This is a genomic window from Faecalibacterium sp. I4-3-84, from assembly GCF_023347255.1.
Lineage (GTDB): Bacteria > Bacillota > Clostridia > Oscillospirales > Ruminococcaceae > Faecalibacterium > Faecalibacterium taiwanense.
The window spans coordinates 2,308,245-2,333,377 of sequence record NZ_CP094466.1 but is presented as its reverse complement, the minus strand read 5'-3'; the positions used below and the strand labels follow the sequence as shown (position 1 = coordinate 2,333,377).

The window sequence follows — 25,133 nt, the reverse complement described above, 5'->3', positions numbered from 1 at the left end:
GGTGTCCTCTCACTAATAGGAGAAAAACGGGGTGTGAAGCGGAACTGTTTTTGAAAAATCCGAAAAAATATTTTGAGGGATTTTTCAGCGGCGCAAGCCGCATAAGCAGGGTTTGGGGAAGGCACTCCCCAACAAGATTCCCGCAGGGGCAAAATGAGCGAAAAGCGAATTTTGGTACTGCGGTAGAATCTTGCTCTGAAAAACTGCCACTTTCCTCTGCGGCTGACTTTGCGGCAATCTACAAGGGTCGGTGTGGCTGCTTTCGTCAATATAGCGATTGCGGAGGCGTGTCCTGCCCACCTTTGTTCCCCTCTACGGACAGAAACGGAAAATGCCAAACGCTCATTTGGATTTTTCATCACTACTACGGCAGGCAAGCCCATTTCGGGCAAACTTCCCCGTCACTCACTACTACAAGGGAACGGGGCGTTTTGCCAAAAATGGGAGCAAAAAACGCCACGGATTTTCAAAAATCTGTGGCGTTGCTGTTTGGAGCAGTATTCAATTTTAGTCTCCCGTTCCCTCTTTTGGGTAAAAGAAAAGGACAACCGATTTTGGCTGTCCTGTGAAAATGTGTATTATGTTGTATTATGTATGATTGACAAGATTAAATTTGAAGATCATTCTTCTACAAAGTATCTGTATGCGGCGGCTTCAAGCTCTCCACATTCGTTAAGCAAGTTGCCATTTTCATCATAAAGCTTATAGGTAATTTGAGTATTACCTAACGACGCTTCTCCGTCCAATCCAAGCAACAAAGTATAGTAATTTTCTTTTAGCACCAAATTCAATAGATCATACAAATCATCTTTTGATATACCTTGTTCAGTTATTGCACTGATTTTTTTGCCGACAACTGATGAAGAATTAGGATTGAAGTATTCGGCTAAAATGGTTTTCTTTTCTTCGTAGCATAACTTAACAAATTGTTCTCCTGTCATTTTTATACTCCCCATACCGTAGTGTAAAATATATATTTATATTTCATTCTGTCGGAACTATTATAGCACATAGATGTGAAATTTTCTACTGTCTTTCCCCCATAATGGGCGGGAGCGACAGCACTTTAGTCTGTCGCTCCCTTGATTGCCACAAAAGCAGGACGGGCGGCGGCTGTCAACGGTGGCACATTTGCGCCGTTCATCTTGACCGTTGACTGGCTCGGCTGGATTTGCTATTTATTTCCTCACCATTCCTGTGTCTTGGCTTCCTTCCGGATTTTCATTATCTGTATTTGATATATACTGCCAGGAATTACAGAAACCAACGCAAAAATACCAAAGATTATAGATTGCTTTGTAACTGCGAATAGTGCAAACATGAGCAGTAGAAATAGCCACGGATTGCGTAAGTTGCGATAATATTTTTCTTTATCGTCATAAGAGGTATGGAGTTCAAAAGGCTTTCCATCATTTGCTTTTTCCACAATCAAGATTTCTCGATTAAAAGTTGTTGTGTTTGTCGCAATACGACCGCCCCTTTCTGCCCATGGGCGCCAACGAACTTTTCCAACAGAATAGTTTAGATTGATATTTTTAAAAAACACCTTATATCCCATATCCTCCAAAAAATTAGCATAATCTATTGAACTCTCTTTTGATTTTTCTCCGATAAACTCTACACAATAGGTCACTTCATCGGGCTTGCATTTTTCAAATTCGTATAACAGTTTTCCTGTCCGAACAAGTCGATAACCCTTTTCAGACATTTTGTTTAGCCATTTTTCCTGCGTATTTAGCAATCCGCCAAAAAAGCGATAACATTTTTTACTCATACTGCACCTCCAATAATTTCACTTGCAATGCTTACAAGTTCATTTAGTCTTGCAAGCTCTTTTTCTGCAATTTCTTTTCCCTGTGCTGTAATGTGGTATTCTTTTTTTCTTCCCTCACTATCTCCATAAGGTTCAATCCACTTCTTGTCCTGCAAAGAGTTTAATGCTCCATATAAAGTGCCTGCGCCTAACGAAAGCCGCCCGCCCGTTTTTTCTTCAACAAACTGCATAACGGCGTATCCGTGTTTTGGTGTATAAAGAGAGAGTAAAATATAAAAGGTCACTTCTGTAAGTGCGCCACTTTTTGCATTGTCTCTCATAGTCCAGCCTCCTTATTACGATTACTGTAATAAATATATCACTAACCGTAATATAAGTCAAGCAGATTCAAGGAAATTATTTAAGGGGCATGAAAATGGAGCAGCAACATTTTCGTGTTACTGCTCCACTTTGATACAGAATAGTAGGGTACGCTGTTCTCAATTTGTGTTGTTGCTTCTTTACCGCACATGAGCATTGGAGCCCGGGTTATCCGAGCCGTAGCCCTCCAGCAGATTGACCACACCCCATACGCCAAGGCCAGCGCCGAGCGCGATAACGAGGGTCTGTAAAGTGTCGATTGCAGATGAGAAAAATGCCATATAAGCCTCCATTTCTCCGGGATTTTCCCGGTAACAAAAAAGCCGCCCATGCAGGCGGCAGGTTACAAACTTCGGGACACTTTGTCCCAAAGCCCTATTTATGCAAAGGCGTCCGGATCGTCGATGTCATCATAATTGAGGATGTCCTCGTCCTCGCTTGTGAGCCCATCATCCGGCACAGCCACGGCATACACCTCACACAGCTCGTCCGGCCCGGGCCGCCTGCGGCGGTTGATAAGCCGGTCAAGGTCAAAGGTGTTTTTCTTTTTGTCGGCTTCAGCCGTATATCGGTAGTTCGGGTGCTTTTTCAAATCGTATTTCGGGGAATAGAACGGGGGCAGGCCCCGAAGCTGTAAAATGCACTTATCCCCGGGCATGGTTGCCAACTCGCTGGGTGTCATCAATTCCCGGCCCAGCCGCTGGTTATTTTGACTGTAGCTTTCCGACTGGCCACGGGAGCGGCTGTCCGTCTGCATGGAGATTGTAGCCTTACCCAGCCAGTTCTCGGATATTTCCTTGATGGTGCTGGCCTCCCGGCCCCCGAGGAATATCACGCTGTCCATATTTCCCAAAATGGTTTCGGCGTGTTTATCGTAAATCGCCTTACACTGAGCCAACTGCTGATAGAACAGCGTCAAGCTGATCTCACGGGAACGGATGACAGCCACGATCTTTTCAAGCTGGGGAACCTGCCCTGTGTTGGCGGCCTCGTCCCACAGCACCCGTACATGATGGGGCAGGCGGCCTCCGTGAACATTGTCGGCCCTCTCGCACAGCAGATTGAACATCTGCGAAAATGCAAGTGCCACTAAAAAGTTGTAGGTCTGCGTGGTATCGGAAATGATGAAGAATACCGCCGTTTTCCGATCTCCGATGCGGTCAAGCTCCAATTCGTCATAAGCCATGACTTCACGAAGCTGCGGGATGTCAAAGGGAGCCAGTCGCGCACCGCAGGAAATCAAAATGCTTTTTGCCGTCTTGCCCGAAACGAGTTGTCAAGGACTTTTTATCAAAAAAATAAGCAACAGTATTATCTGTTGCACTATGCTTGTTGTGTATGTCATTTGGCTGTATAATTAATAATATAAATTTTACTGACGAGATCGGAGGTCATTGCAAGTGGATGATACTGTTTTATTTTTAAGCGCATATAATTCGACACAGTATAAAGCGACAAACTGGTTTTTACGAAAACTTCGTAATGTTATCCCGCACAAAAAGAAGCAGATGCAATCCTTACTGGAAAAGCATCATCTTTCTTTCGTGGCAACAGACGAGACTATTACTTCTGTTGATGGGAAAATGGAGGTAACGGCCCAATATGATTATGTACATCAAGCGACTACATTTTCCTTCAAATCAAAAGATTCAGCTGAAAAAGAAAACGATGCAAGTGACTCTTTGAAAGATTCCGGTTTCTATATCAATCTTAGGCACGCACAATCTATCTTAGTTGATGAACGATATTTCAAAATCGAATTTACTTTCTGGCTAGAGCCATTTTTAGTTTGGATAAATGGTCAGATGTATCAAATTGATGCCGGTGCCTTTATGATGAACAGTGTTTTGTTCATTGTTTTTGAAGTCATAAACTACAAAACAGGAAAACCACTTGCCAAAGATGATGTCGGGGCAAAAGCAGAAAACTACAACCTACTGTCTGTGGAGAAATATCAATTCTTTGATGAAGAGAAACCTGTCGAGGCAGGAATGAAAATTTCTGAAATAATATATGAAAATATTTCTGAGTTTATCTGGGAATTGACAAATAAGTGTTATCGTTCCCAAGAATATTTCTTTGTGCATGACACATTGGTCTTTTCGAATAATATTGAAAATATTTCAGATTACTTTTGCAAACTCATTGATACGAAAGCGCCTGCTGAACCAATTAAGGACATTAGTACAGTGGAAATATACCAATATTATCCACAAGCTGGTTGTAGTGTAGTTTCTGACTTTGATTGTGATAACTTTCAACCAATTTTATATTCGGCCATTATATTGGAATCGCTAAAACTCTATATTCATATTTTTCAAAACTCTAACCTTGAAAATGAAACAGATCTTCGGCGGTCGGTACGAAATGATATTTACTTGCAGAATCTTTTTTGCTCTCCTAATCTTCCAATTGAAACTCATAATTTATTGAACTACATTAAGGAAAGCGAGCCTTACAAAAAACACGCAGAAGCTCTTCACCTAAAAATATCCTATTTGACTGCACAAAATGAACTAAAGAAAAGCAGAAACTCTGCGATTTTGAATGTTCTGCTATACATTATTTCTTTACTCAGTGCTATCGGAACTCTTGATGTCATAGAAGCACATTTTGGTGTACCATTCAAATACAGCTTTATTATTGTGGTCACGCTGTTTATTCTCGGACTGTTTTGGGGAATAATAGAGTATCGAAACCATAGAAAGCTCTAAAATTCGTAACAACGTGCCAGAAGCATTTTATTGCTTCTGGCACGTTTGCATGTGAATTATTTGCGTCCACTTAGTAAATCGTCGCAGATATACGCATATTCCGGCAGCTGGTTGATATATGGCTCCCAGCGCCGCTTGATTTCGGCCAATTCCAGCGGATCGGCTTCCTCCAGTGCATGATCGTTGCCCGTCATATACAAAACATCCATAGCAACATCATCCAAACACCTGCCGCAGAGATCGGCGGCTGATTCGATTCTGATACCGGTATCCACATAGACTGGATTGACGCCAATCGTCAGCCAGACATAGCCCACCTTGTCCGACCAGAGCAGTTCAAAATCAGGGCTTTGCCGCAGATGTTCCGCAAAGACTTCCTTTACTCGCTCAATTTCATGTTTCTCTTTTTCTGTGTAAAGCATTTTCTTGTCCTCCTTAACAAAAATTTTGGCGCGTACCATCATCAGTTTAGCACAAGGCGGCTTCGTTTATCAGTCTGTCACATTTGCTGAATTTCATTTTTGAGCATACGCTTGATTTTATCGCTCATGGTTTCTGTGCTGGTATTGCTGAAATGGACATGAACCTTGTAGGTTGTCTTACCGATTTTCTTTACCATCGCCGGCGTGTTTTCCAGCGCTCTGGACGCAGTAACGGCATCTGCCATCTGCATAGTACGGGGTTCTCTGTTCATGGCGCTCCTTTCTCCGAACGGGTCTGTGCCGCCCGGTAAAAAATCAGTCTTGCTTACTGTTTACAATGTCTTTTGCTGTCTGTCGGGTAGCACCGGCATTTTCTTCCCGGAAATTCTTCCCGTCAAAAAGAATCGGCGCACACCGTTCCAGAATACGGTCATAGATACGGGCGTGGGCCAGATCAGGCGGGTTTTTCAGCTCGGACAGTTTCAAGTTTGTTGTGATAATCATGGGCCTGCGGCTGCGGTAGCGGCTGTCGATGACGAAAAACATCTGCTCCATAGCATATTCGGTACTGCGCTCTACTCCCAGATCGTCAATGATAAGCAGGTCATACTCGTCAAAGCTGGCAATAAACTCCGACCTGTCCTCAGAGAACATCCTGGTCAGGCGGTTCAGAATGGTGGGAAAGTTCGTCATCAGCACCGGCACATCCTGGTCAAGCAAAGCGTTGGCAATACATCCGGCGAAGAAAGACTTGCCGGTTCCCACATCTCCAAACAGCAAAAGCCCGATATTGCTCTTATATGCCTCTTTCCAGTTCTCCACATAGGCGCGGGCCTTGTCCATCAGGGGATTTTGGCCGTTGTCGTTGGCAAAGGTGTAGTCGTACAGATAGCGGTCTTGCAGGCCCTGGGCCTTCCGGCGCTTGATACGCTCCATGCGGCGCTGCCGTTCCTCAGCGGCCTTGCGCTGTTCCTCGGTCTCCCGCTGGCACTGGCAGATACAGCGGGGCATGAAGTAGCCGGGTTTCCCAAAGCATGGCACAACGGTCTGCCTCTGGCCGCCGCACCTCTTACAGTGAATGAGGCCGTCTGCCGGGTCTATGTACTCGTCCCCGGCCAGCTCCACACTGGCGGCTGCCTTGTCGATCAGCGCCCGGATTTCTGCGGTAATCTCAATCATACAGTTTCATCCTCCTTTACGCTGTAATCCCGGTTGCGTGAGGGTGTGATCGTTTTTTTAGCGTCCTCACCGGCCCAGCGCCGGATGGTGGCGGCATGGCTCTGATACCGCTTGCCGGTAGAAGCCATGTACTCGGACAGCTTTTCGATGTACTGGCCCCATACAGTGGGAAAGCTGGCCTGTAAGTCTGCCAGTTCCCCGTCCGTCAGGAAAACATTCTGGTAACGGCCATAGGCGTGGGCGGGGTGTCCCTTCTCTATCTCTCTCTTTATCTCTATCTCTTTCTCTAACTCTATCTCTATCTCTGGTGGACGAATGTCGGACAAATGTCCGCCACTTGTCTGGAGCGCAGAAAGAGCCTTATTTTGAAGCCTCGCAGCCCGCTTTCGCTCAGCCTCGGTAGAGGACTGGCCGATTAAAAGTTCGATGTTGCTCATGTAGAATGTGCCGCTGTCCAGCACCTCCACAAGACCCAGCTTCAAAAAGATCTGCAAGGCTCTCTCCACAGTGCCGATCTGCTGGCGGGTAATGGTGGCAATCATCTGCGCCGTGTAAGGGATGTCCTCGTCAAGTTGAAGCCGTCCGCCATGTTTCAGCGATTTCAGATACAGCTTGAGCAGAATGTTGGAATACAGCACACCGTCCTGCATACTTTCCAGCAGCACGATGGAATCATCGTCAAAATAGTTTTCTTTGAGTTTCAGGTAATAATATTTTCGATTGTCTGACATAGGGTTCCTCCTTTGGGGTTCTCTTGGGATTCTGTACGCATTTTAAGGCTATTTTAGGGGTCAGAGGATAAATCTATCAGCTTACCGTTGACACCCTCGAAAAAAGCCTTGATTTACAAGGGTTTTTCAGCCCCTAAAGCGTGACATTTCTCCCGTTGTTTCCGCTTGCGCTTTGCGGCGTTGATCCGCTTCATGCGTACGGCACATTCCGGGCAGTATTTGGCCCGGTTAGAACCGGGGGTAAACAGCGCCCCGCATACGGCGCACTTCTTAGCATTTAGCCGATGGAACAGCGCCGTTTCCAGTTCCTTATCCTGCGGCAATACCGCCGTCCGAAACCACCTGCACAACAGGGAGTAGGAAATAGACTGGACACAGACACATTCCTCCCCATCGTCCAGAGCGATACAGTTTCCGTCGATGTAGTTGCAGCACTCATGCACCAGCCTCCGCGCTCTGCGGTACTGGCGGTAATCCATGACAAGGATAGGTTCAGTCTTGTTGTTCTTCATAAATGATTTCTTTCATAAAGCGTGTAACCTCCTCCAGTGAATTTATTGTTAAATATTCGTGCAAAGTATTGTTTTTTTCGTGCAAATGGCATATACTATAATTGCCAGCAGAAAGGGGTTGATCGTATGGCTGGAAATACCACAAACATCAGTATCCGCATGGACGCAGATTTGAAAGCGCAGGCGGACGCACTGTTTACTGAACTTGGCATGAACCTGACTACGGCGTTTAACATCTTTGTGCGCCAGTCGCTTCGTGAAGGCGGCATTCCCTTTGAAGTAAGGCTGGAACAGCCGAACAAAGAAACGGTTGCTGCCATGCTGGAAGCGGAAAGGATTGCAAAAGACCCGTCTGTAAAGGGCTACAATGACCTTGACGAGTTGTTTGCTGACCTGAAAAGATGAAAGAAACCAAATATACCGTCAAGTACACGACCAGTTTCAAAAAGGACTACAAACGAGCCATCAAGCGTGGCTTGAAGATTGAGCTGCTGGAGCAGGTCGTAGCATTGCTGGCAATGGGCGAGCCGCTGCCGGATAAAAACCGTGACCATGACCTGTCCGGCGATTGGGCATGCCATCGGGAATGTCATATTCTCCCGGACTGGCTGCTTGTCTATCGCATAGAGGATGATGTTCTGGTGCTGACGCTGGCCCGCACCGGCACACACAGCGATTTGTTCGGCAAATAAACAGTCTGCCGCCGTATGGGGAAACCTGTACGGCGGTTTTTCTGTATGCAAAAGTATGTCGTGAAACGCGACGCACTTGACAGGGATACGCCAAAACGCGGTAGCCTTTACCGCTCCGGCCCACGGTCGTGAGACTTATCCCTTTCCTGTCGGGACAGCTGATCGGCGGTTTTGCGGAGCCGTTCCACTGCTTTCAAATCCTCCCGCATGGATTTTCGCATTCTGCCGTACTTGCCGATAGAAGTTTCCGGCTGTTCAGAAAGTTTTAGGTTGGGTATATCATAATCTCCACAACGAATGTAAGTCAACTTACTCATATTCATTCTCCTTTGCTTCGTGATGATTAGACTGCTGCGCTGGCTGCTATGCTGCCTTTGCGTGGTTCTTCTTTCGGCAGCTGTCCGACAGTAGAAAAAACGCCTTTTTTCATATCCTCAGCCCGGATCAGGGCTTTCTTAGCGTCCATTTCCGCTTTTTTCTTCGCCTTGATTTTGTCCTCATACCGTTTCTGTGCGCCGCTGGCTTTCCGCTTCAAATAATTCTGATGAAGCCTGTCCTTGCGTTCTTCTTTTTTCCGCAGTTCTTCCTGTTCCTCCGGGGTTAAAGGAACCGGCTGTAAGGATGGTGGGATATAGCGTCCTAAAAAATTGAAGTAGATTTCAATTTCCTGCGTGGTGTCCTGACTGCCTTTTCGGGCGCGTTCGTGGACAAGGATTTTCTCTACAAACTCATTGAGCATGGTGTTTGTCAGCGTGTCAAAATTCTCGTATTTATCAATCAGGGCTATAAATTTCTCCGCTGATTTCTGGCTTTGCTCGTAGCCGGTAACAGCCTTTTCCAGCTCCGCAATTTCAATCTCAAGTGCGTCCTGCTCTTTGGCATACTGTGCATCAAGCGCCCTATATCGTGCATCCGGCAGCTTGCCGAGGACATTGTCCTCATAGATTTTGCAAATCAGTTTTTCCAGTTCTCCGGCTCTCTTTTGAGCAGCGGCCAGACGCCTGCGCTTTTTCGCTATATCGGCACTCTGTTGGGCAACCTGCGTTTCCTGAACGGTGTGAATAAATTCCGTCCGGTCATTTTTGGAATATTCAGCGATAGCCCGGAGCGTGTCGGAAACCAATGTCAGAACAGCACTCTCATTGATACGGTGTTGTGTATGGCATAGTGTCCCACACGGAACTTTGGTATAATTGGAACAGGTATATTGAGAAATCCTCTTGCCATTGTTGGTGCGGTGGACATACATCTTGCCGCCGCAATCGGCACAATGCCGCCTCCAGTCATATCAATTACCTACAAGAGTGTGCCGCTTTTCACCTCCTTAGCACCTCTTATCAGGTTTGCAGTGGTGTCACCCTACTACGGGAGTTTTACACTGCAATTAGGGTCGCACCGTTCATAAAATCCTCGTCATCCTCCTTGACCTCCATGCCGGAAATCATATCCACAAGGGTATTCATGTTCCGATCCTCGGCAGGCCCCTCGAAAATGATGTAGGCGATCAGAGCACAGTACAAAAGCGTTTCCGATTTCGTCCAGAATGGATCGCCTTCCTTGCCTTCGCCCTTGGTGTTGGAAATCAGGGCATCCACGAATTTCAGAATATCGGCCTCGTTGCGGATATACGCCAGCGGGTTATAGTGCATGGATTTTGAAAAATCTATGCTGTTGAATACCTTGATTTTGTACCCGCGTTTTTGCAGGAAAGCCCCGACCTGTCCCAGCACACCACCTTTGGGATCGACCACCACATAAGAGGAATGGGCCTGTAAAAGCTGGGGCGTAAGCCAGAAGCGGGTTTTGCCGGAGCCGGATGAGCCGATAATACAGCAATTCAGGTTTCGGGCATTTGCGGGGATTTTCGGGCGGGTGTTCATCGTGAGAAACTCCGTCCCGGTCAAAATCACGTTGTTTTCAAACTTCGGATCGACAAACGGTTTGATGTCTTTTTCCGTTCCCCATCGAGCGCTGCCGTATTCTGCATCCCGCCGAAACTTCTTAGCGTTCTTGCTTTTGAAATAGATCAGCAGCCGGAAACCAACTGCGCCTACAATACCAACAAGCCAATCCAGCGGGGCAAGACCGGGTGCAAAGTCAGCAAAGGCCGGGCCAATCGTCTGGCCCAGTCCGATGAGCTTATGTGCAAAATCGTTACCCGCCGCCAGCCGGTAGGCTGTCCCCAGCTTGAGGAACGCCCACAGGATGAACAGATAGGGAATGTTCGGAATGAGATATTTTCTGATCTTATCTGTCCTCATGGGCCACCTCCTTTGCACGTTCTTTTTGTTTCGGCTTTTCTTTGGAAAGCTGATCCGCCGCCTGTTGCAGTTGTTCTCGGATGGGAACACGGTTCGATTTTGCTTTGCTTAACACCTTCCGGGAATACTCAGAAAAGCAGGCGGTCATTGCGTCTGCCTGTCCAGCCTTGAAAAACAGCAGGTATTTGTCCGATCCGGTTTTATAGAACGCATAGTCCACATTCCATTTCCGGGCCACGCGGTCAAAGGACTTGGCATCCCCGGATAGCTCAATGCTGTTTGTGGCTGTGCCGTGGGCCATGAGCTTTCGCACACTTTGTTTGCCATGTGGTACTTGCCGCCCACGGTATGCCTTGCGGATCTTCCGACCCACCATGCCCAGCACATACGCCAGTCCCCGCGCCGTCAGCTTGGTCGTTTTTACAGATATGGCTATCGTGCGCCGGGAAATATCTTCATCAATCAGTTACACCGCCTCCTTCCTTGGGACAATTTGTCTCGAAGTGCCATTACCGATCCCCACGGTCTTTTTTCTGCATTTGGCGGTAGCCCTCCAAAGAAGAACCGTCTATGATTTCCTGATAAGCCGCCATCTGCTCCCGGATAGAGAGCTTCGGGAAAGAGAATACCTTATGCTCCTTGGGAATATCCTGCAAGCCGTGATACACTTCCACGAAATGCTCGCTTTCTTTGACAACATAGCCGCCCGGGGCAAAATGGCCGTTTTCGTGGATGCAGGCATCCCGGCCATACGCCTCATAATCGAAATACGGTTTTACCTGATCCGGCACATCCAACATTTCCAGATCGTCCACATAAATACGCCCCAGCGTTTCTTCATCAGATACGCCGGGGTAAAAACCGTAACAGTCCAGATTTTGTGTCAGATTGATGATGTCCCGCACCGAAGAACAGTGATCGCCGCTGTCGAGGACGGCCTCCAGTGTTTCCAGCTCCGATGAGGTAAGCTCGGAAAGCAGGCAGGCCAGATGATTAAGCTCATCCAGATTTTCATACTCGCTCAAATGGTCATAGAGCCCCAGCACATCCCCATCGAAAGAGGTAATAAAAATTTCCTGATAGCGGACGCCATCCACGCCGATCCGTTTCAAGAGAGCCTCCACCTCCTGGGCGGTTGTGGGAAATTTCAGTGTTTCACCCACAAGCTGGCCCTCGCTGTACTTCTCCGCATTGGTAACGTAGGCTTCAAACAGGGTCGCCATCAGCGGCGGCCCTGTCCCTTGACGGTCAGGATGCCCTCAAGGGTTGTTGCCGTAATTCCCAGCCGCTGGGCCACGGCAATATCATTTTTCATGGCTTCGGTCATACTGTGTCCGCAGACAACCAGCACATGAGAACGGCGGAGCAGGTCACGGCTCATGTCGATGCCGCTTTTATGCTCCTCGGGAACAGCATCATTGAGAAACAGGGGCAAGTACAGGGGCGGGCAAATAGGAGAAAAGCCTGCCTCATACACGGTGCGGCAATACTGCGCCGCCAGTTCTGCGTTTTCACTATCGCCGCCGAGCCATGCAGCGGTGATATAAGCAAGGGGTCGTTTCATCGTTCATACCTCCGATATTTTAATAAGAAAGTTCAACCCAAACCCCACGCCCTTTCCCAGTCTTGGGAAAGGGGGCGGCTCTGGAGGATATACCCCCGCCGCTTGCCGGGAAATAGCACAGCCGGGGCAGACCGTCAAGGGCGAGCCGCCGAAAACGGCGGTGCGCTGCACCCTTGACGGCCCACTCCCGGCTGTACTAAAAAACAGGCGGCGACGGGGGATCTATACCACCAGAGCCTCTGCGCGAGGGCGGGGCCCTCGGGACAAAGTGTCTCGAAGTTGTTACTTGTCAAGTTCCTGCTTTTTCGGGGCTTTTGCCAGTTCCGGCGGCTGTTTTTCTTTCCAGTCATCCAGCAGGGACATAATCTGTTCTTTCATTTTGGCGGGAGTAACCTCCTTGCCAAAATACTTTTCCAGTTCCGCAGTAGAAATAATCACGCCTCGATCCTCCTTTTTCTGTTCTGATAAGATACCGTCAATGACATCGCCGTTGAGTTTGCCCTCTTTATCCAACTCCCGGAGCCGTTTGGCCTGAGCCAGTGAGGGTGAAGCCTGCTCCCCGTCAATGGAAACAGCAATAAGTCTCTGATTTTTCGGTTTGATGTAGGACAGCTCCACGGCAGGCATGAAGCCCATCTTTTTATCGTCTACCTTATCCAGAAGCTCCGGCACAAGGGAGTTGAGCCGCAAGTAGCGCATGACCTTTTTATAGTTCATCTCATGCGCCTCGCCCACAATCTCAACCGAGCGTTTCCCGACATCGCCTTCCGCAACGCCTTTCAGCCGCCCGCCCTGATGCTTGATGTCCTCAACCTCGAGTTCCAGCAGCGCGGCCAATTCGCTGGGGAGCATCCCGTCACGCTGCTTGTTGCTGTCCTTCATGGCCTGCACCGCTTCGTGGTCGGTCATTTCACGGACAATAAAGGGCATTTCCTCCAGCCCCGCCAGTTCACTGCCGTGGGTACGGCGATGGCCCGCTACAATTTCATAGCCGTTTCCATCTTTCTCCGGGCGGGCAAGACCGGGAACCATTACACCGTTTACGCGGATAGAAGCAACGATTTCCTGCATCTTCGCATCGTCCCGTACCTTAAAGGGGTGCGGACGGAATGTGTGAAACGGATGAACCTCGGAAAGTTTCAGATAAACCAGCTTGCCTTCCTCAACCGGGCGGGGCGGTGTGGTCGGCTCGGGAGCCGTCTGTTCCACAGCAGCAGTTTCCTTCAGTGCCGTATCCTGTGCGGGCTTAATGGGCTCCTTGGCATCCGGGGCCTTTCCATCGCTTCGGGACACGTTGTCTCGTTTGGACGGCTTGGGCTTGTCAGGGGCCGCCTTATCCGCCTTGGGTGGGCGGCCCTTGCGGGCCCCAGCCGATTTCTCCGCTTTCTGATTTTCAGTCGCAGCCTTTTCCGCTTTCGGCGGACGGCCACGGCGCGGCTTTTTCGGTTCCTCCGTATTGGCGGGCTGCGGTGTTTCTCCGGGGGCTGCCGCCTCTGGCGTTTCGGGGGTTTCCGCCTTTTCGACTTCGGCGCGGGCGTTCTGCCTCTTTTCCGCCATAAGTTCATTGATTTTGTCAAAGGACACAACCACATCGCCGGACTCAGGTATGGCAGGCCCGGTCTGTTCCTGCTGGGGCTCAGGCGCTGCGGCCTGTTCGGGTGTGGTGATAGGCTCGGCGGCCTCCGGGGAAATATTCTCCGCAGGGCCAGTATTCAATTTTTCATCGGCCATTTACGATCCTCCTTTTCGTTAAAGTTGCACAAATTAGAGCGCTAAAATTTTGTAGTTATTTTTGTGCCTCCTTTCCGTCTATCCACGCAAAAAAGCCGTCCGTTTCTCATGCCGGACGGCTTTTTGCGTAATGTGATAGATCAAATATTATTTTTTCTGGTTTGTAGGCTCCGAAAAGCCTTGTATTTACAGTGTTCCTAATAGGAAGTAATCATATGGATATGGTCTGGCATCGCGTGTGCTTCTATTATCTCTACATGCTTGTAATCGCATAGTCTCCTTAGTATTTTTCCAATATCTTTTCTTAGCTTTCCGTATATCACTTTCCTGCGATATTTCGGTACTAGCACTATGTGATATTTGCAATTCCAGCTCGTATGTGATAAACTTTTCTCGTCCATATGGATGAACCTCCTTTTGCTTTAGTATGCGGTTGGCGTTACCCGCTTCTAATTATAGCAAAAGGAGGTTCTTTTTCTACCGTTTCAACGCTACGGCTCTTTTCTTCCACAAGCATAGCTTGTGGTTTTCTATATGAATGCAGATCCCGGCAAACCGCAGTCTGCCGGGATCTGCTCTATTCAGAAATACTGTTTCCGTTGAAGATGGCCAGAGTGCAACGGTGGCCATTCAAAATCGTCTGCCGGACAAATCAAAGGTCCGTCACATCATGCCGGGTGGGCTGGCCTTTTTCAAAGGCAACCGCGCTTTCCAGCACACCGCGCACCATGCTCTCCACATCCTCGTGGGTGTAGAAAGCCGTGTGGTCGGTCAGGATCACATTGGGCATGCTGCGCAGAGCCGCCAGCTCCGGGTTCGGGATCACATCGCCCATGCGATTATAATAGTACAGACCGTTCTCATTTTCCAGCACGTCCAGGCCCGCCGCGCCAATCTTGCCGCTTTCCAGCCCGGCGATCAGTGCATCGCTGTCGATCAGCTTGCCGCGGGCGGTGTTGATGATGGTCACGCCCGGCTTCATGCTCTCAATTGCTTTGGTATCGATGAGATGGTGATTCTCCTCCGTAGCGTTGGTGTGCAGAGTGATGACATCGCTTTCCGCCAGCAGGGTCTCCAGCGGCACATACTCGGCGATCTTCTTTACCTCGTCGTTGGGGTACAGGTCGTAGGCCAGCAGGCGGCAGCCAAAGCCGGACAGATGCTGCAGCACCGTGCGGCCAATGCGGCCCGTACCGATCACACCCACAGTGCAGGTGGAAATATCGCGGCCGATTTTTCCCTGCAGGGAGTAGTCCTGCGCTTCGCCGCGCTTGAGGATGTGCCCTGCCTTGCGCAGGCTCATCAGCATGAGCATAATGGCAAAGTTTGCAACGCCGTTTGGCGGGTAGTCCACATTGGCCACCTTCATGCCCAGTTCCCTGGCCGTCTCGCGGTCTACGTGGTCATAGCCGATGGAACGGCAGCAGATGGACTTTACGCCCAGCTCGTGAAACCGCTTGACCATGGGCGCGCTCATATCACAGGGCGTTACCGACACGGCATCATAGCCCTTTGCCAGTTCAGCGTTTTTCAGCGTGGGATACTCCTGCACAGAGCCAAACTCAACATCCAGCTGCGGTGCCAGCCGCTGCGCGATGCCCAGCTCATCGTAGGGGCGCAGGGTGTAAAAAAAGACTTTTGTTGCCATAAAACTTCCCTCCCGGCTTATTTTGTACCTATTGTAGCACGTTCTGCACAGATGGATGCATTTTACTGCGTGAATTTTATTCACCTTAAAAATGAGGATTCATCTTTCCATATGAATGCGCGCAAAACAGTTGTAAATTGTCGGAAAAGAGGGTATGATAAAGGAACTGAGAAGTATACATCACTGAAATATAAAAGGAGTGTGCCTTATGCGCGCTTATGAACGGCTTTTGAATTATGTCCGGGTGCATACCACCTCGGACGAAAACTCCGGTACGCACCCTTCCGCTGAACGGGAGTTTGACCTTGCCCGCCAGCTGGTGGAGGAGATGAAGGCCCTTGGCATGGAGGATGCCCATGTGGACGAGCACTGCTACGTCTATGGCACCCTGCCTGCCACGCCCGGCTGTGAGGATCAACACGCTCTGGGCCTGATCGCCCACATGGACACTGCCGACGATGCCAGCGGTGAGAATGTGCAGCCCGTTGTGTGGGAAAACTACAACGGCGGCGACGTAACTCTGCCCGCCACCGGCATGGTGATGAAGCCCTCTGTGTTCCCCTTCCTTACTTCCATGAAGGGCGAGACCCTCATCACCTCAGACGGTACCACCCTGCTGGGTGCCGACGATAAGGCCGGTATTGCCGAAATTTTGACCGCTGTTGAGACCATTCAGGAAAAAGGCCTGCCCCACGGCAAGCTGTGTATCGCCTTTACTCCGGATGAAGAGATCGGCGAGGGTGCAGAGCTGTTCGATATTCCGGGCTTCGGTGCCGACTTTGCCTATACGGTGGACGGCGGCGATGCCGGCTCCATTGAGTACGAGAACTTCAACGCCGCTTCCGCCACCGTGACCATCCGCGGCTTCTCGGTGCACCCGGGCACCGCCAAGGACACCATGATCAACGCTTCCAACGTAGCAATGGAGTTCCACGGTGCTCTGCCCGTCACGGCCCGGCCGGAGACTACCGAGGGCCGCCAGGGCTTCTACCACCTGTGCCAGATGTACGGCGATGTGACCACCGCAAAGCTGGGCTACATCCTGCGCGACCACGATGCCGCAAAGCTGCAGTTCAAGAAGGACAACATGCTGGATATTGCCGAATTTTTGAACGGAAAGTACGGCGAAGGCACCGTGACCGTGGAGATCAAGGACAGCTACCGCAACATGCTGGAAAAAATCAAGCCGCATTTCCACTTAGTAGAGACCGCCCGCAAGGCCACCCGCATGGCCGGGCTGGAACCGGAGGAAATTCCGGTGCGCGGCGGCACCGACGGTGCTATGCTGAGCTGGAAAGGCCTGCCCTGCCCCAATCTGGGCACCGGCGGCTTCAATTTCCACGGCGTATGCGAGTGCATCACCGCTGAGCGCATGGACCGCTGCACCGAGATCTTGCTGAACATCATTTCTCTGTACGCAGAGTGATTTTCAGATACTGCAAAACCTTCCGTAATAGAGCAATGCCGGGCAACCTTCGGGCTGCCCGGCATTGCTTTTTTAAAACCATTTTTCGGCAAACAGCCCGGTCAAACGGCAGCAAAAAGCGCCATCTGCAACAAACTGCAACTACGCTCTCGAAGATTTGTGTGATACATCAAATTTTTCTTTCTTTTTTTGGCCAAGCCGTCACTTACCCCCCCCCCGTATAAGTATTGTATAATATCAGATAGACGATTCCCGCAAAGAATGCAGCGTGTTGCCGCAAAGTCTGTACGGGCGGCTGCACAATGCGCCAAAAGAAAGGAATGTTCCTTATGCATAGACGATTTTCCCTAAAGACCCGGCTTTTGAGCCTGCTGCTCTCAGCTGCCATGGTGCTGATGTTCCTTCCCGCATCCGCTTTTGCGGCTGCCGACAAGCAGGTGCTTGTCGGCGACACATGGCTGGGCAGTGCCAATCGCTCTGTGACTTGCGGCGATGGCACTGCCGAGTATGACCCCGACACCCAGACCCTGACCCTGACGAAGGCCACGATCAACTCTGGCCACGCTGCCGCCATCTGTAATATGACCTATGGCCTTACCATTAAGCTGGTAGGTGAAAACAGCATCAACTCCGACAATCAGCCCGGTATTCTGAGTGTGCAGTCGTGCGGCCTTCTGACCCTGACCGGCGAAGGCAGCCTGAACATCACTGCTGCTAATGGTCATGCTATTTACGTCAACACAGGCAGTCTGCTCGTTAAGGACACCACCGTTAAGGTGTCCAGTAATGTTCTTGCGGTCCACGCCGATTTAGGCATCGAGATCAGCAACAGTACCTTTGAATCCGCTAGCACCGACGGCAACGCCATCTGGACGCCCCGCGATTTGACGATCGAGAATTCGAACGTCACCACCTCCAACGACAACCAAAGCAATAAGGGATATCCTGCCATCTGGTGTGACGGCGATATCACTATCAACGGCGGTCAGCTGAAGTCCACCTGCATCGGTAGCGATGCCCTCGGTGCCGCTGGCACCCTTAGTATCACCAACTGCAACGTGGAAAACAAGGGTGGCTATACTGCACTGTATTCAGGAGGCGAAATGACCCTGACCGGCGGCAGCATTACTGCCGAGGCCGAGCGTAACGCCATTATGAGCAAAAGTGCTATGACCATTACCAACGCTACGGTCAAGGCTACCGCGCAAAAATACAATGCCCTGCGTGCATCCGATGTTATGAAGATCGACAAAGGCAGGGTGGAAGCGACCACCTTTGGTGAGGAGACATACGCGATCCACATGGAGCCTATGGACGATGGCAATAATGGTCGTATGGAGATCGGCGGCGGTGTCGAGCTCTATGTGAACGGTTATAACGGCATCTCTGTCGGCGAGGGAGCCACGATTGAGGACGCTCGCATCGTCATTGATAGCGAGGCCTGCTCTATTGATATGCCGGTCAAGTTTGCAGAAGGTTATGACATTGCCCTCGCGCTTGGCGGCGACTCCATGGAAAGTGCGGAACCTTTTGATTGGTACAGCATGGAACCGTTCACACCCGGTGCCGGCAAACAGCCCGGCTCCTTCCCCTATCTGGAGCTGCTCTCCGGTGCCAAGCACACCCTGCGCGTGACCAATGGCACGATCTCGGAGCTGAACGGCAAGCAGTACACCGGCAACGAAGCCGAAATCCCCGCTGGCAGCCCCGTGACCCTGACCCTGACTGTGAATGAGGACGCCTTTACCGCAGGCGATGTGTTTAGCAGCTGGACCCTGTCCCCCACGCCCAGAGATCTGCGGATTGATGGAAACGTCATCACCTTCACCATGCCCGCAGAAGATGTTGAGATCAGTGCAACAAGCGATATTCCTCCGGAGCCCACCCCCGATGCGGAAGGCAGCCCGCTGCTCGGTCTTGCTTTGGTCGCTGTCGGCGGCACACTCGTTGGTCTGACCCTCTATGCCGCCCATGAGTTCGGCATCACCCAGACCCTCAGAGAGACCCTGCCCGCAGGTGCAGCCATCCCCGCTAACCGCGGCGAACTGGCTCTGCTGCTGTGGAATGCAGCCGATAAGCCGGAGCCCGAAAAGCAGCCCGCCTTTACCGACGTGTCTGACCTTGAAACTGCCAAGGCAGCACAGTGGGCTATCGAAGCTGGTCTGATGGAAACCGAAAGCAGCGGTAAATTTGCTCCCGCAAAACGCGTTACCCGCCTGAAGGTTTTCAAAACCTGGAAGGCCGCAGGCCACTAAAGCGTTTTACCTTTAGCACCCACCAAAGCCTGACCCCCTGCCCCCGGAGAGCGCCTCCGGGGGCTTTTTGTGTGCAGCAGCGTTTATCCCCTTGTAAAGAGCGCGGTCTGCCTCAGCGGATGGCGGGGCTCGGACAAGCTCCGCAGACGCACCGTCAGTCCCGAAAATCAAAGCATAACCTTTCCTTACCAAAAAACAGGCGGCTGCACAAAGCACTGTGCAGCCGCCTGTTTTCATTTAACCTACGTTGATATGCCCCACCGGCATGATCTTCCGTTTGTTGTCGTCCGGCTTTGCCGTCAGGCTCATGGCCAGCGACACCGGGCCGACACGGCCCATGAACATGACCAGCATATACAGGATCTTTGCACCCCGGTTCAGCTGAGCGGTAACGCCCACCGAAAGGCCCACCGTACCAAAGGCCGAACAGGATTCAAAGATCGCGTCAATGATCGATACCGCCTCCGAAGTGTTGTAGTACACCACCACAGCCGAGCCAACCGCCGCCAGCGCGCCGAGCACGATAATGGTCAAAGCACGATAAACCGTCTTGGACTCGATGTGGTGCTCTGCGATCACACAGTCATCGCGGCCCTGAGCCACGCTGCGGATGGTCAGGATGATGACGGCAAAGGTGGTCACTTTCACACCGCCGCCGGTGGAACCGGGTGCCGCGCCGATGAATTGCAGCACACTCATCAGCAGCTTGGTAATGGGCCCGCAGGCGGCAAGGTCGATGGTATTCATGCCCGCAGTACGAGTGGACACCGACTGGAACAGTGCCGCCATCAGCTTGCCGGGCACAGAGAGCCCGCCCATGCTGGCAGGATTGTTCCACTCCATCAGCGCGATGAGCGCCGCGCCGCCGAGCCACAGGATCACCGAGAAGCTCAGCACCACCTTGGCCTGCAGAGACAAGCGGTGTTTTTTGTGGTACTCGCCGATCTCCACCCAGACCATAAAGCCCAGACCACCGGAGATGATCATGAACATCACAACGGCCTGAACATAGTAATTGTTCACATAGGGTGCCAGTGAGGAATACTGGCCGAACCGGCCAAACAGATCAAAGCCCGCGTTACAGAAAGCCGAGATGGCCGTGAACACGCTCACCCAGATGCCTTCCAGCCCGAACTGCGGCACAAAGGCGAGCAGCAGCAGCACAATGCCAATGCCTTCAAACAGGCCAGCCAGTCCCACCACGATCTTCAGCACGTCCTTGGCCTGCGCATATCCGTCCGCTGAGACGCTTTCTCCCAGCAGCCGCAGATCGCGGAAGCCCATGCGCCGCCGCATAGCCAGCGCGAAGAAGCTGGTGAGGGTGACCAACCCCAGACCACCCACCTGAATGAGCAGCAGGATCACCGCCTGCCCAAAGTAGGTGAACTGGGTCCAGGTATCCCGCACGATCAGACCAGTAACGCAGGTAGCGCTTGTGGCGGTGAACATGGCATCCAGTACATCCAGCCGCCCATGCTTGCTGGCAACAGGCAGGCTGAGCAGAAAGGTGCCCAGCGCGATCACGATGACAAAGCTCACACAGATGATCTGCGTAGGCGTATACATCCCCTTGCGCTTGCCCGCCGGGCGGTAAAACAGCTTTTTCCCTTTTGCCTTTTCCATAAGTTCCTCCGCACGCGGCAAAGCCTGCCGCGGCTATTTTCATTTCCTCTATAGCATACACCATTTTGCCCTCCGGTTCAACTTGATTTTATCCGCAAAATGCTGTATTATAATAGGGTATCCGTCTCCGTAGCTCAGTTGGATAGAGCGCAAGCCTCCTAAGAATTCGGTCAACCTGATACCTTGGGTGCAGAAGTGATTGCTCTATTCAAAAGCAAAACCGAGAATCACGGTTTTCTCAACAAATTTTGATGCAACAAGTTTAACACCGTTTCGGTTGCAACGCAGTCGGTCACTTCGTTGTGAAAAGCATTCCACACATTCGTTTCCAAGTGCGTCGAATTTCAAAAATCAACGATAATACATAATATGCCTCAGTAGCTTAGCTGGATAAAGCGCCTCCCTCCTAAGGAGGAGACCGCAGGTTCGAATCCTGTCTGGGGTATCCCTTTAAGAAAATGCGAAGGTCATTTTTCCATGTGAAAGACGATCTTCGCATTTTTCATTTTGAACCTATCACCAAAATTAGACAGCTAATGCCATTAGCAGAATTTTCGGTTTCAGCTAATAAAATCAGGTTTCCAGCTAATGAAGCCCCATAAAGCACCTTTTGAACTCTGTTTCCCGGCTCTCTGCTAAAATTGGTAGCCGCTTTCCTGTAAATCCATGTAAATACAAGATAAACTGTGTAAATCTATTTTTCACATTCCTACCAGAAACCGTGCAAAACACTTTTCTCCATACATAGCGCGTTCACTCGCTGTTCTTTCGGAACAGAAAGAGGAACGCGCTTTTTGGTTTTCGGGCTGAACTTCCCGAATCCACCAAAGGAGGGTTTACCGATGAAAAAAGTTCTGACCGTCACGATGGACGGTATCCGCTACCATGCTTCCCGCCCGGCAGATTGCCGGCACTGCTTCTTCTGGAAGAACCGAAAGAAGGGCTGCGTTCTCGGCAAGGAGAACTGCTACTATCTGATCGAGCCGCCCAAAGGCCCCAGCAAGTGTGAAGGGTGTCCCTACAAGCGGGCAAAGCCCTGTGTGTTGGTTCCCTGCTACAAGGACCTGATGGCACCGCTGGAGAAACGAGGTGATGCCAAGTGAGCCACAAGCGAAACGAAACTCTGCGCCATGTTCAGCACTCCATGCACCATGTGATCGCTGCTGGCGAAGGTTCTGACCGTGCCCCGGACAGCTGCAAGCTGTGTCCGTACTATCGGCCTGATTTCAAATTCCGCACCTGCCTGTATGCCCACTGCCCTTATAAGAAGCAGGTCAATGTATTCCGTTCCACACCTGAAAAATGGGATATTCTCTATGCCCGAAAAAAAGCCGACAAGAACCGCAGACCTTGATTACTTCTATGGACAGTCCAGCGAGCTGTTCTCCTTCTACCGGATTCCCAAGCTGTTGTTTCAGGATAGCCACTTCCAACCGCTTTCCACAGATGCCAAAACCCTGTATGGTATCCTGCTGGACCGCATGAGCCTTTCAGCCCGGAATGGTTGGTTGGACAATGCTGGGCGGGTGTTCATCATCTATACTGTGCAGGAGGTGCAGGATTCACTGGGCTGTGCCGATAAAAAGGCCACCAAGCTGCTGCGAGAACTGGAAGAGTACGGCCTGATTGAACGCAAACGGAGGGGGCTGGGCAAGCCCGATCTCATCTATGTAAAGAATTTTTCGTCAGAATCGTCAAAAACGCCCTACTTGAATCGTGATAATGACGATTCTGGAACCGTCCAGAATACGCTTCAAGACCCGGCCAAACTACGATGTAATAAGACTGAGAGAAATAATACAGAGGTAAGCGATACTGATCCTATCTATTGCGATGAAAACGACTGGATGAGCAAACGCGCCCAACTGGAAGAATATTTTTCGCAGCCCTTGGAGGTAGACCTTCTGCTCCGGCTCTGCCCGGACGATGAGGATACCATCTATCAGATCGTAGATGGCAGTGCAGGAAGAAATCGAACAGAAGTCATTCAACATTATGATCTCGACCACAAAGCTGTCTGCCCGGACCGTCCTGCGGGCGGTCAAGGCGGCGTTTCGGCTGTACCAGTCCAAAGCATCCCAAGGCAAGCAGAGTGTTCGCACCCTGTTGCGGCAAAACCGGGGCGTGTCCAGCGTGGAGATCAGCAAGACCGGTATCCGTGGCTTGGAACGCTATGCCAAAAAGTACGGCATCGACTATGCCATCCGCAAGGACACATCCGAGGTGCCGCCCCGGTATCTGGTCTTTTTCAAAGCCCCGGACGCAGAAGCCTTTCACTCGGCGTTCAAGGAGTATTCGGCATCTTTGCTCAACAAGGACAAACGCCCCTCGGTGCTGGCACAATTGCATGAACTGGTGCAGGCGGCGGCAGAACTCCCCGGCAAAGTCCGGCACAAGGAACAGGAGCGTGGACTGTGACCACGAAAAAACTGACAAAGCTGCTGGCACTGTACCTGCCCTATATTTTGCTGGGGCTGGTGGCAACCAACTTTGGCGAAGCGTGGCGACTTGCCGAGGGCAAAGAACTGGGCGATAAGATTATGTCCATGATGGGTACGATCCCGGTGGCATTTGCAAACCCTCTGCCCAGCCTGCATCCGCTTGATTTGCTGGTGGGTCTGTGCTGTGGTGCAGGGTTACGGCTGGCGGTCTATTTGCGTGGAAAAAACGCCAAGAAGTACCGCCATGGCATGGAGTACGGCTCTGCCCGGTGGGGCACACCCAAGGATATTGAACCGTTCATGGCTCCCAAGTTTGCCGACAACATTATCCTGACCAAAACGGAACGGCTGATGATGTCCAACCGCCCACCGGACCCCAAAAACGCCCGGAACAAAAATGTGCTGGTGGTGGGCGGTTCCGGCAGCGGTAAGACAAGGTTCTTTATCAAGCCGAATCTGCTGCAATGTGATTCCAAGAATTTTCCGGTATCATTCGTGGTTACAGATCCGAAAGGTAGTATCGGCGTGGAATGTGGAGAAGCCCTGTTAAAGCACGGCTACAAGCTAAAATTCTTCAACACGATCAACTTTTCCAAGAGTATGCGCTATAACCCTATGGCGTACATCCATAGTGAAAAGGATGTGCTGAAACTCGTGACTGCACTGATGACCAACACCAAAGGTGAAGGTCAGGGCGGCGACCCATTCTGGGACAAAGCGGAACGGCTTTTGCTGGTTTCACTGATTGCCTATCTGCATTATGAAGCCCCAGTTGAAGAGCAAAACTTTGCAACATTGCTGGAAATGCTAAACACTATGCAGGTTTCGGAAGATGATGAAACCTATCAGAATCCGGTAGACCTGTTGTTTGAGGATCTGGGTAAGAAAAAACCAAAATGCCGCAAAAAACGCCCAGACCACGCAGGCCGTGGAGTTCAACGGCAGCTCCGAGGACCTGAAGCTGAATGTGGTCTATGGGGCCGCACACGGCACCAAGTGCTTCACCTCCGGCGCTGTCGCCACCGCCGGGGACACCATCGTGCTGAGCTACATTGACGAGTTCCAGTTTGCCGGTTCGGACGCCGGGGTCGTCGGTGTGCCCAACTCCGATTCTGACTTCGGCGCAGGCTACGCTGAGGGCAAGGTGCTGATGTCCAAGCGGGTCAACGCCGATTACTACAGCAAGATGATGGCCGAAAAGGCTGGTTCCACCGTTTCGCTGGATGCCAACTACGACGCCATCCAGAACCACGTGAACGGCATGAGCATTGCCGACGCCGAGGCTCTGAGCAAAGATGAAAAGGCTGTGGACGCCGTTTCCAGTGCCACGCTGGTGGATACTGCCGGCTACGTTGGTGTGCTGGTGGATGCCGCAAAGTAAGGCAAGAAAAATAACGTTCCTCTGAACACAGCAACGCCCGCCGGGAGATCTCCCGGCGGGCGCTGTTTATTGTATGCTATTGGATCCAGAACGGTTCGCCTAAACCGAGGGCCGCGCTGCGCGCTTCTGGCGTTCTTTTTCCCTGTACATCCGGTCGTCGGCTTCGCGGAGGAAGGCGGGCAGGTCTTCGACCAACGACTGCCAGAACGAGCCGATGGCTGCATCCACCTGATGGCGGACCAGTGCCGCCCGCAGAGCTTCCACCTGCTGTTCAAATTTTTCCTGCGTGACCGGGCAGCAGATGACCACGAACTCGTCCCCGCCGATGCGGCAGGCTTCACCGGGGAACACATCGTTCAGCGCGTCAGCTACACGGCAGATCAGGGCGTCGCCCGCCGCATAGCCGAACAGTCGTTGCA

Annotated in this window: 26 protein-coding genes, 1 tRNA gene and 7 pseudogenes; 13 read left to right on the top strand and 21 right to left on the bottom strand. The window is 51.1% G+C overall.

The features are described 5' to 3' along the window. Window positions 1-50 precede the first annotated feature (50 nt). Entirely contained in the window at window positions 51-569 is a 519-nt protein-coding gene (locus tag MTP41_RS11430; protein WP_249235550.1) for a hypothetical protein, read from the top strand. A 51-nt stretch (window positions 570-620) separates the two neighbouring features. Here the strand turns inward: MTP41_RS11430 and MTP41_RS11425 are convergent, their stop codons facing one another. The 5 genes and pseudogenes from MTP41_RS11425 to MTP41_RS11405 form a co-directional block, all read right to left on the bottom strand. Beyond that, a complete protein-coding gene (locus MTP41_RS11425) occupies window positions 621-941 on the bottom strand; it encodes a hypothetical protein (protein ID WP_044960761.1) in 321 nt (106 codons plus the stop codon). Window positions 942-1,186: 245 nt separating this feature from the next. Next, complete coding sequence (locus MTP41_RS11420; RefSeq protein ID WP_005927795.1) at window positions 1,187-1,774, bottom strand: DUF2812 domain-containing protein; 588 nt, start codon at window positions 1,772-1,774, stop codon at window positions 1,187-1,189. Then, window positions 1,771-2,094 (bottom strand): PadR family transcriptional regulator, encoded by a 324-nt coding sequence (locus MTP41_RS11415; RefSeq protein WP_005927798.1) that lies wholly within the window; start codon window positions 2,092-2,094, stop codon window positions 1,771-1,773. The genes MTP41_RS11420 and MTP41_RS11415 overlap by 4 nt, the downstream gene beginning before the upstream one ends. Before the next feature lie 192 nt (window positions 2,095-2,286). Beyond that, a pseudogene (locus tag MTP41_RS11410) lies at window positions 2,287-2,415 on the bottom strand (Maff2 family mobile element protein); the annotation flags it as partial. A 98-nt stretch (window positions 2,416-2,513) separates the two neighbouring features. Then, window positions 2,514-3,410: pseudogene (locus MTP41_RS11405) on the bottom strand (VirD4-like conjugal transfer protein, CD1115 family); the annotation flags it as partial. A gap of 124 nt (window positions 3,411-3,534) precedes the next feature. Between MTP41_RS11405 and MTP41_RS11400 the strand changes: the two are divergent. Then, complete coding sequence (locus MTP41_RS11400; RefSeq protein WP_117470902.1) at window positions 3,535-4,848, top strand: hypothetical protein; 1,314 nt, start codon at window positions 3,535-3,537, stop codon at window positions 4,846-4,848. A gap of 56 nt (window positions 4,849-4,904) precedes the next feature. Here the strand turns inward: MTP41_RS11400 and MTP41_RS11395 are convergent, their stop codons facing one another. From MTP41_RS11395 to MTP41_RS11375, 5 genes are all read right to left on the bottom strand, one after another. After that, window positions 4,905-5,270 carry a hypothetical protein gene (locus MTP41_RS11395; protein WP_118724375.1) on the bottom strand — a complete coding sequence of 122 codons (366 nt, stop codon included), beginning with the start codon at window positions 5,268-5,270 and terminating at the stop codon, window positions 4,905-4,907. Between the two features lie 77 nt (window positions 5,271-5,347). Continuing rightward, window positions 5,348-5,521, bottom strand: a complete 174-nt coding sequence (locus tag MTP41_RS11390; protein ID WP_432649095.1) for a transposon-encoded TnpW family protein — start codon at window positions 5,519-5,521, stop codon at window positions 5,348-5,350. A gap of 64 nt (window positions 5,522-5,585) precedes the next feature. Next, entirely contained in the window at window positions 5,586-6,449 is an 864-nt protein-coding gene (locus MTP41_RS11385) for an ATP-binding protein (RefSeq protein ID WP_118724377.1), read from the bottom strand. After that, window positions 6,446-7,180 carry a phage replisome organizer N-terminal domain-containing protein gene (locus MTP41_RS11380; protein WP_118724378.1) on the bottom strand — a complete coding sequence of 245 codons (735 nt, stop codon included), beginning with the start codon at window positions 7,178-7,180 and terminating at the stop codon, window positions 6,446-6,448. The genes MTP41_RS11385 and MTP41_RS11380 overlap by 4 nt, the downstream gene beginning before the upstream one ends. A gap of 113 nt (window positions 7,181-7,293) precedes the next feature. Further along, entirely contained in the window at window positions 7,294-7,692 is a 399-nt protein-coding gene (locus MTP41_RS11375; protein ID WP_118724379.1) for a cysteine-rich VLP domain-containing protein, read from the bottom strand. A 126-nt stretch (window positions 7,693-7,818) separates the two neighbouring features. Here MTP41_RS11375 and MTP41_RS11370 point away from each other — a divergent pair, with 126 nt between their 5' ends. Together MTP41_RS11370 and MTP41_RS11365 are read left to right on the top strand one after the other, a co-directional pair. Beyond that, the gene (locus tag MTP41_RS11370) at window positions 7,819-8,097 is read left to right on the top strand and encodes a type II toxin-antitoxin system RelB/DinJ family antitoxin (protein ID WP_005924829.1); all 279 of its coding nucleotides are present in this window, start codon (window positions 7,819-7,821) and stop codon (window positions 8,095-8,097) included. Continuing rightward, window positions 8,094-8,384, top strand: coding sequence for a type II toxin-antitoxin system YafQ family toxin (locus tag MTP41_RS11365; protein ID WP_118724380.1), 291 nt, complete (start codon window positions 8,094-8,096; stop codon window positions 8,382-8,384). Before MTP41_RS11370 ends, MTP41_RS11365 begins: the two co-directional genes overlap by 4 nt. A 107-nt stretch (window positions 8,385-8,491) precedes the next feature. Here MTP41_RS11365 and MTP41_RS15725 read toward each other — a convergent pair whose 3' ends face one another. The 9 genes and pseudogenes from MTP41_RS15725 to MTP41_RS11320 all read right to left on the bottom strand — a co-directional run bounded on the left by MTP41_RS15725 (window position 8,492) and on the right by MTP41_RS11320 (window position 15,588). Then, entirely contained in the window at window positions 8,492-8,701 is a 210-nt protein-coding gene (locus MTP41_RS15725) for a TnpV protein (protein ID WP_442900302.1), read from the bottom strand. Window positions 8,702-8,727: 26 nt separating this feature from the next. Further along, window positions 8,728-9,657, bottom strand: a pseudogene (locus MTP41_RS11355) (DUF4368 domain-containing protein); the annotation flags it as partial. Between the two features lie 124 nt (window positions 9,658-9,781). Then, window positions 9,782-10,645: pseudogene (locus tag MTP41_RS11350) on the bottom strand (type IV secretory system conjugative DNA transfer family protein); the annotation flags it as partial. After that, a complete protein-coding gene (locus tag MTP41_RS11345) occupies window positions 10,632-11,021 on the bottom strand; it encodes a PcfB family protein (protein ID WP_442900369.1) in 390 nt (129 codons plus the stop codon). The pseudogene MTP41_RS11350 and the gene MTP41_RS11345, both read right to left, overlap by 14 nt. 133 nt (window positions 11,022-11,154) lie before the next feature. Next, window positions 11,155-11,868, bottom strand: a complete 714-nt coding sequence (locus tag MTP41_RS11340) for an antirestriction protein ArdA (protein WP_249235549.1) — start codon at window positions 11,866-11,868, stop codon at window positions 11,155-11,157. Beyond that, the gene (locus MTP41_RS11335) at window positions 11,868-12,209 is read right to left on the bottom strand and encodes a DUF7768 domain-containing protein (RefSeq protein WP_003020223.1); all 342 of its coding nucleotides are present in this window, start codon (window positions 12,207-12,209) and stop codon (window positions 11,868-11,870) included. Before MTP41_RS11335 ends, MTP41_RS11340 begins: the two co-directional genes overlap by 1 nt. 282 nt (window positions 12,210-12,491) lie before the next feature. Beyond that, complete coding sequence (locus MTP41_RS11330; protein WP_249235548.1) at window positions 12,492-13,940, bottom strand: ParB/RepB/Spo0J family partition protein; 1,449 nt, start codon at window positions 13,938-13,940, stop codon at window positions 12,492-12,494. A 209-nt stretch (window positions 13,941-14,149) separates the two neighbouring features. Continuing rightward, window positions 14,150-14,341, bottom strand: a pseudogene (tnpA, locus tag MTP41_RS11325) (IS200/IS605 family transposase); the annotation flags it as partial. A gap of 251 nt (window positions 14,342-14,592) precedes the next feature. Then, window positions 14,593-15,588 carry a D-isomer specific 2-hydroxyacid dehydrogenase family protein gene (locus MTP41_RS11320; protein WP_249235547.1) on the bottom strand — a complete coding sequence of 332 codons (996 nt, stop codon included), beginning with the start codon at window positions 15,586-15,588 and terminating at the stop codon, window positions 14,593-14,595. A gap of 208 nt (window positions 15,589-15,796) precedes the next feature. Between MTP41_RS11320 and pepT the strand changes: the two genes are divergently transcribed. Further along, complete coding sequence (gene pepT / locus MTP41_RS11315) at window positions 15,797-17,014, top strand: peptidase T (protein WP_249235546.1); 1,218 nt, start codon at window positions 15,797-15,799, stop codon at window positions 17,012-17,014. Window positions 17,015-17,343: 329 nt separating this feature from the next. Further along, window positions 17,344-19,269, top strand: a complete 1,926-nt coding sequence (locus MTP41_RS11310) for a carbohydrate-binding domain-containing protein (protein WP_249235545.1) — start codon at window positions 17,344-17,346, stop codon at window positions 19,267-19,269. A 237-nt stretch (window positions 19,270-19,506) separates the two neighbouring features. Here the strand turns inward: MTP41_RS11310 and MTP41_RS11305 are convergent, their stop codons facing one another. Beyond that, window positions 19,507-20,892 carry a TrkH family potassium uptake protein gene (locus MTP41_RS11305; RefSeq protein ID WP_249235544.1) on the bottom strand — a complete coding sequence of 462 codons (1,386 nt, stop codon included), beginning with the start codon at window positions 20,890-20,892 and terminating at the stop codon, window positions 19,507-19,509. A gap of 371 nt (window positions 20,893-21,263) precedes the next feature. Between MTP41_RS11305 and MTP41_RS11300 the strand changes: the two genes are divergently transcribed. The 7 genes and pseudogenes from MTP41_RS11300 (at window position 21,264) to MTP41_RS11270 (ending at window position 24,714) form a co-directional block, all read left to right on the top strand. Next, a tRNA-Arg gene (locus tag MTP41_RS11300) sits at window positions 21,264-21,337 on the top strand. Window positions 21,338-21,734: 397 nt separating this feature from the next. Continuing rightward, a complete protein-coding gene (locus tag MTP41_RS11295) occupies window positions 21,735-21,995 on the top strand; it encodes a hypothetical protein (protein ID WP_005945283.1) in 261 nt (86 codons plus the stop codon). Beyond that, window positions 21,992-22,246 (top strand): hypothetical protein, encoded by a 255-nt coding sequence (locus tag MTP41_RS11290; protein ID WP_097777335.1) that lies wholly within the window; start codon window positions 21,992-21,994, stop codon window positions 22,244-22,246. The genes MTP41_RS11295 and MTP41_RS11290 overlap by 4 nt, the downstream gene beginning before the upstream one ends. Then, window positions 22,209-22,847 (top strand): annotated as a pseudogene (locus MTP41_RS11285) (replication initiator protein A); the annotation flags it as partial. The gene MTP41_RS11290 and the pseudogene MTP41_RS11285, both read left to right, overlap by 38 nt. After that, complete coding sequence (locus MTP41_RS11280; protein WP_097777336.1) at window positions 22,846-23,310, top strand: PcfB family protein; 465 nt, start codon at window positions 22,846-22,848, stop codon at window positions 23,308-23,310. The pseudogene MTP41_RS11285 and the gene MTP41_RS11280, both read left to right, overlap by 2 nt. Continuing rightward, window positions 23,307-24,227: pseudogene (locus MTP41_RS11275) on the top strand (type IV secretory system conjugative DNA transfer family protein); the annotation flags it as partial. The gene MTP41_RS11280 and the pseudogene MTP41_RS11275, both read left to right, overlap by 4 nt. Before the next feature lie 145 nt (window positions 24,228-24,372). Then, entirely contained in the window at window positions 24,373-24,714 is a 342-nt protein-coding gene (locus MTP41_RS11270) for a hypothetical protein (protein WP_249235543.1), read from the top strand. 99 nt (window positions 24,715-24,813) lie between these two features. On the opposite strand, the gene MTP41_RS11265 is transcribed toward MTP41_RS11270, so the two are convergent. Next, complete coding sequence (locus MTP41_RS11265; RefSeq protein WP_242959217.1) at window positions 24,814-25,095, bottom strand: hypothetical protein; 282 nt, start codon at window positions 25,093-25,095, stop codon at window positions 24,814-24,816. Window positions 25,096-25,133: the final 38 nt, after the last annotated feature.

Bases quoted from the DNA above. Each gene is read 5' to 3' on its own strand.
- MTP41_RS11330 (WP_249235548.1), bottom strand. From the start codon at position 13,940: ATGGCCGATGAAAAATTGAATACTGGCCCTGCGGAGAATATTTCCCCG.
- MTP41_RS11365 (WP_118724380.1), top strand. From the start codon at position 8,094: ATGAAAGAAACCAAATATACCGTCAAGTACACGACCAGTTTCAAAAAG.
- MTP41_RS11345 (WP_442900369.1), bottom strand. From the start codon at position 11,021: ATGGTGGGTCGGAAGATCCGCAAGGCATACCGTGGGCGGCAAGTACCA.
- MTP41_RS11280 (WP_097777336.1), top strand. From the start codon at position 22,846: ATGGCAGTGCAGGAAGAAATCGAACAGAAGTCATTCAACATTATGATC.
- MTP41_RS15725 (WP_442900302.1), bottom strand. From the start codon at position 8,701: ATGAGTAAGTTGACTTACATTCGTTGTGGAGATTATGATATACCCAAC.
- MTP41_RS11310 (WP_249235545.1), top strand. From the start codon at position 17,344: ATGCATAGACGATTTTCCCTAAAGACCCGGCTTTTGAGCCTGCTGCTC.
- MTP41_RS11370 (WP_005924829.1), top strand. From the start codon at position 7,819: ATGGCTGGAAATACCACAAACATCAGTATCCGCATGGACGCAGATTTG.
- MTP41_RS11305 (WP_249235544.1), bottom strand. From the start codon at position 20,892: ATGGAAAAGGCAAAAGGGAAAAAGCTGTTTTACCGCCCGGCGGGCAAG.
- MTP41_RS11375 (WP_118724379.1), bottom strand. From the start codon at position 7,692: ATGAAGAACAACAAGACTGAACCTATCCTTGTCATGGATTACCGCCAG.
- MTP41_RS11415 (WP_005927798.1), bottom strand. From the start codon at position 2,094: ATGAGAGACAATGCAAAAAGTGGCGCACTTACAGAAGTGACCTTTTAT.
- MTP41_RS11295 (WP_005945283.1), top strand. From the start codon at position 21,735: ATGAAAAAAGTTCTGACCGTCACGATGGACGGTATCCGCTACCATGCT.
- MTP41_RS11340 (WP_249235549.1), bottom strand. From the start codon at position 11,868: ATGGCGACCCTGTTTGAAGCCTACGTTACCAATGCGGAGAAGTACAGC.
- MTP41_RS11425 (WP_044960761.1), bottom strand. From the start codon at position 941: ATGACAGGAGAACAATTTGTTAAGTTATGCTACGAAGAAAAGAAAACC.
- MTP41_RS11385 (WP_118724377.1), bottom strand. From the start codon at position 6,449: ATGATTGAGATTACCGCAGAAATCCGGGCGCTGATCGACAAGGCAGCC.
- MTP41_RS11335 (WP_003020223.1), bottom strand. From the start codon at position 12,209: ATGAAACGACCCCTTGCTTATATCACCGCTGCATGGCTCGGCGGCGAT.
- pepT (WP_249235546.1), top strand. From the start codon at position 15,797: ATGCGCGCTTATGAACGGCTTTTGAATTATGTCCGGGTGCATACCACC.
- MTP41_RS11395 (WP_118724375.1), bottom strand. From the start codon at position 5,270: ATGCTTTACACAGAAAAAGAGAAACATGAAATTGAGCGAGTAAAGGAA.
- MTP41_RS11390 (WP_432649095.1), bottom strand. From the start codon at position 5,521: ATGCAGATGGCAGATGCCGTTACTGCGTCCAGAGCGCTGGAAAACACG.
- MTP41_RS11320 (WP_249235547.1), bottom strand. From the start codon at position 15,588: ATGGCAACAAAAGTCTTTTTTTACACCCTGCGCCCCTACGATGAGCTG.
- MTP41_RS11420 (WP_005927795.1), bottom strand. From the start codon at position 1,774: ATGAGTAAAAAATGTTATCGCTTTTTTGGCGGATTGCTAAATACGCAG.
- MTP41_RS11380 (WP_118724378.1), bottom strand. From the start codon at position 7,180: ATGTCAGACAATCGAAAATATTATTACCTGAAACTCAAAGAAAACTAT.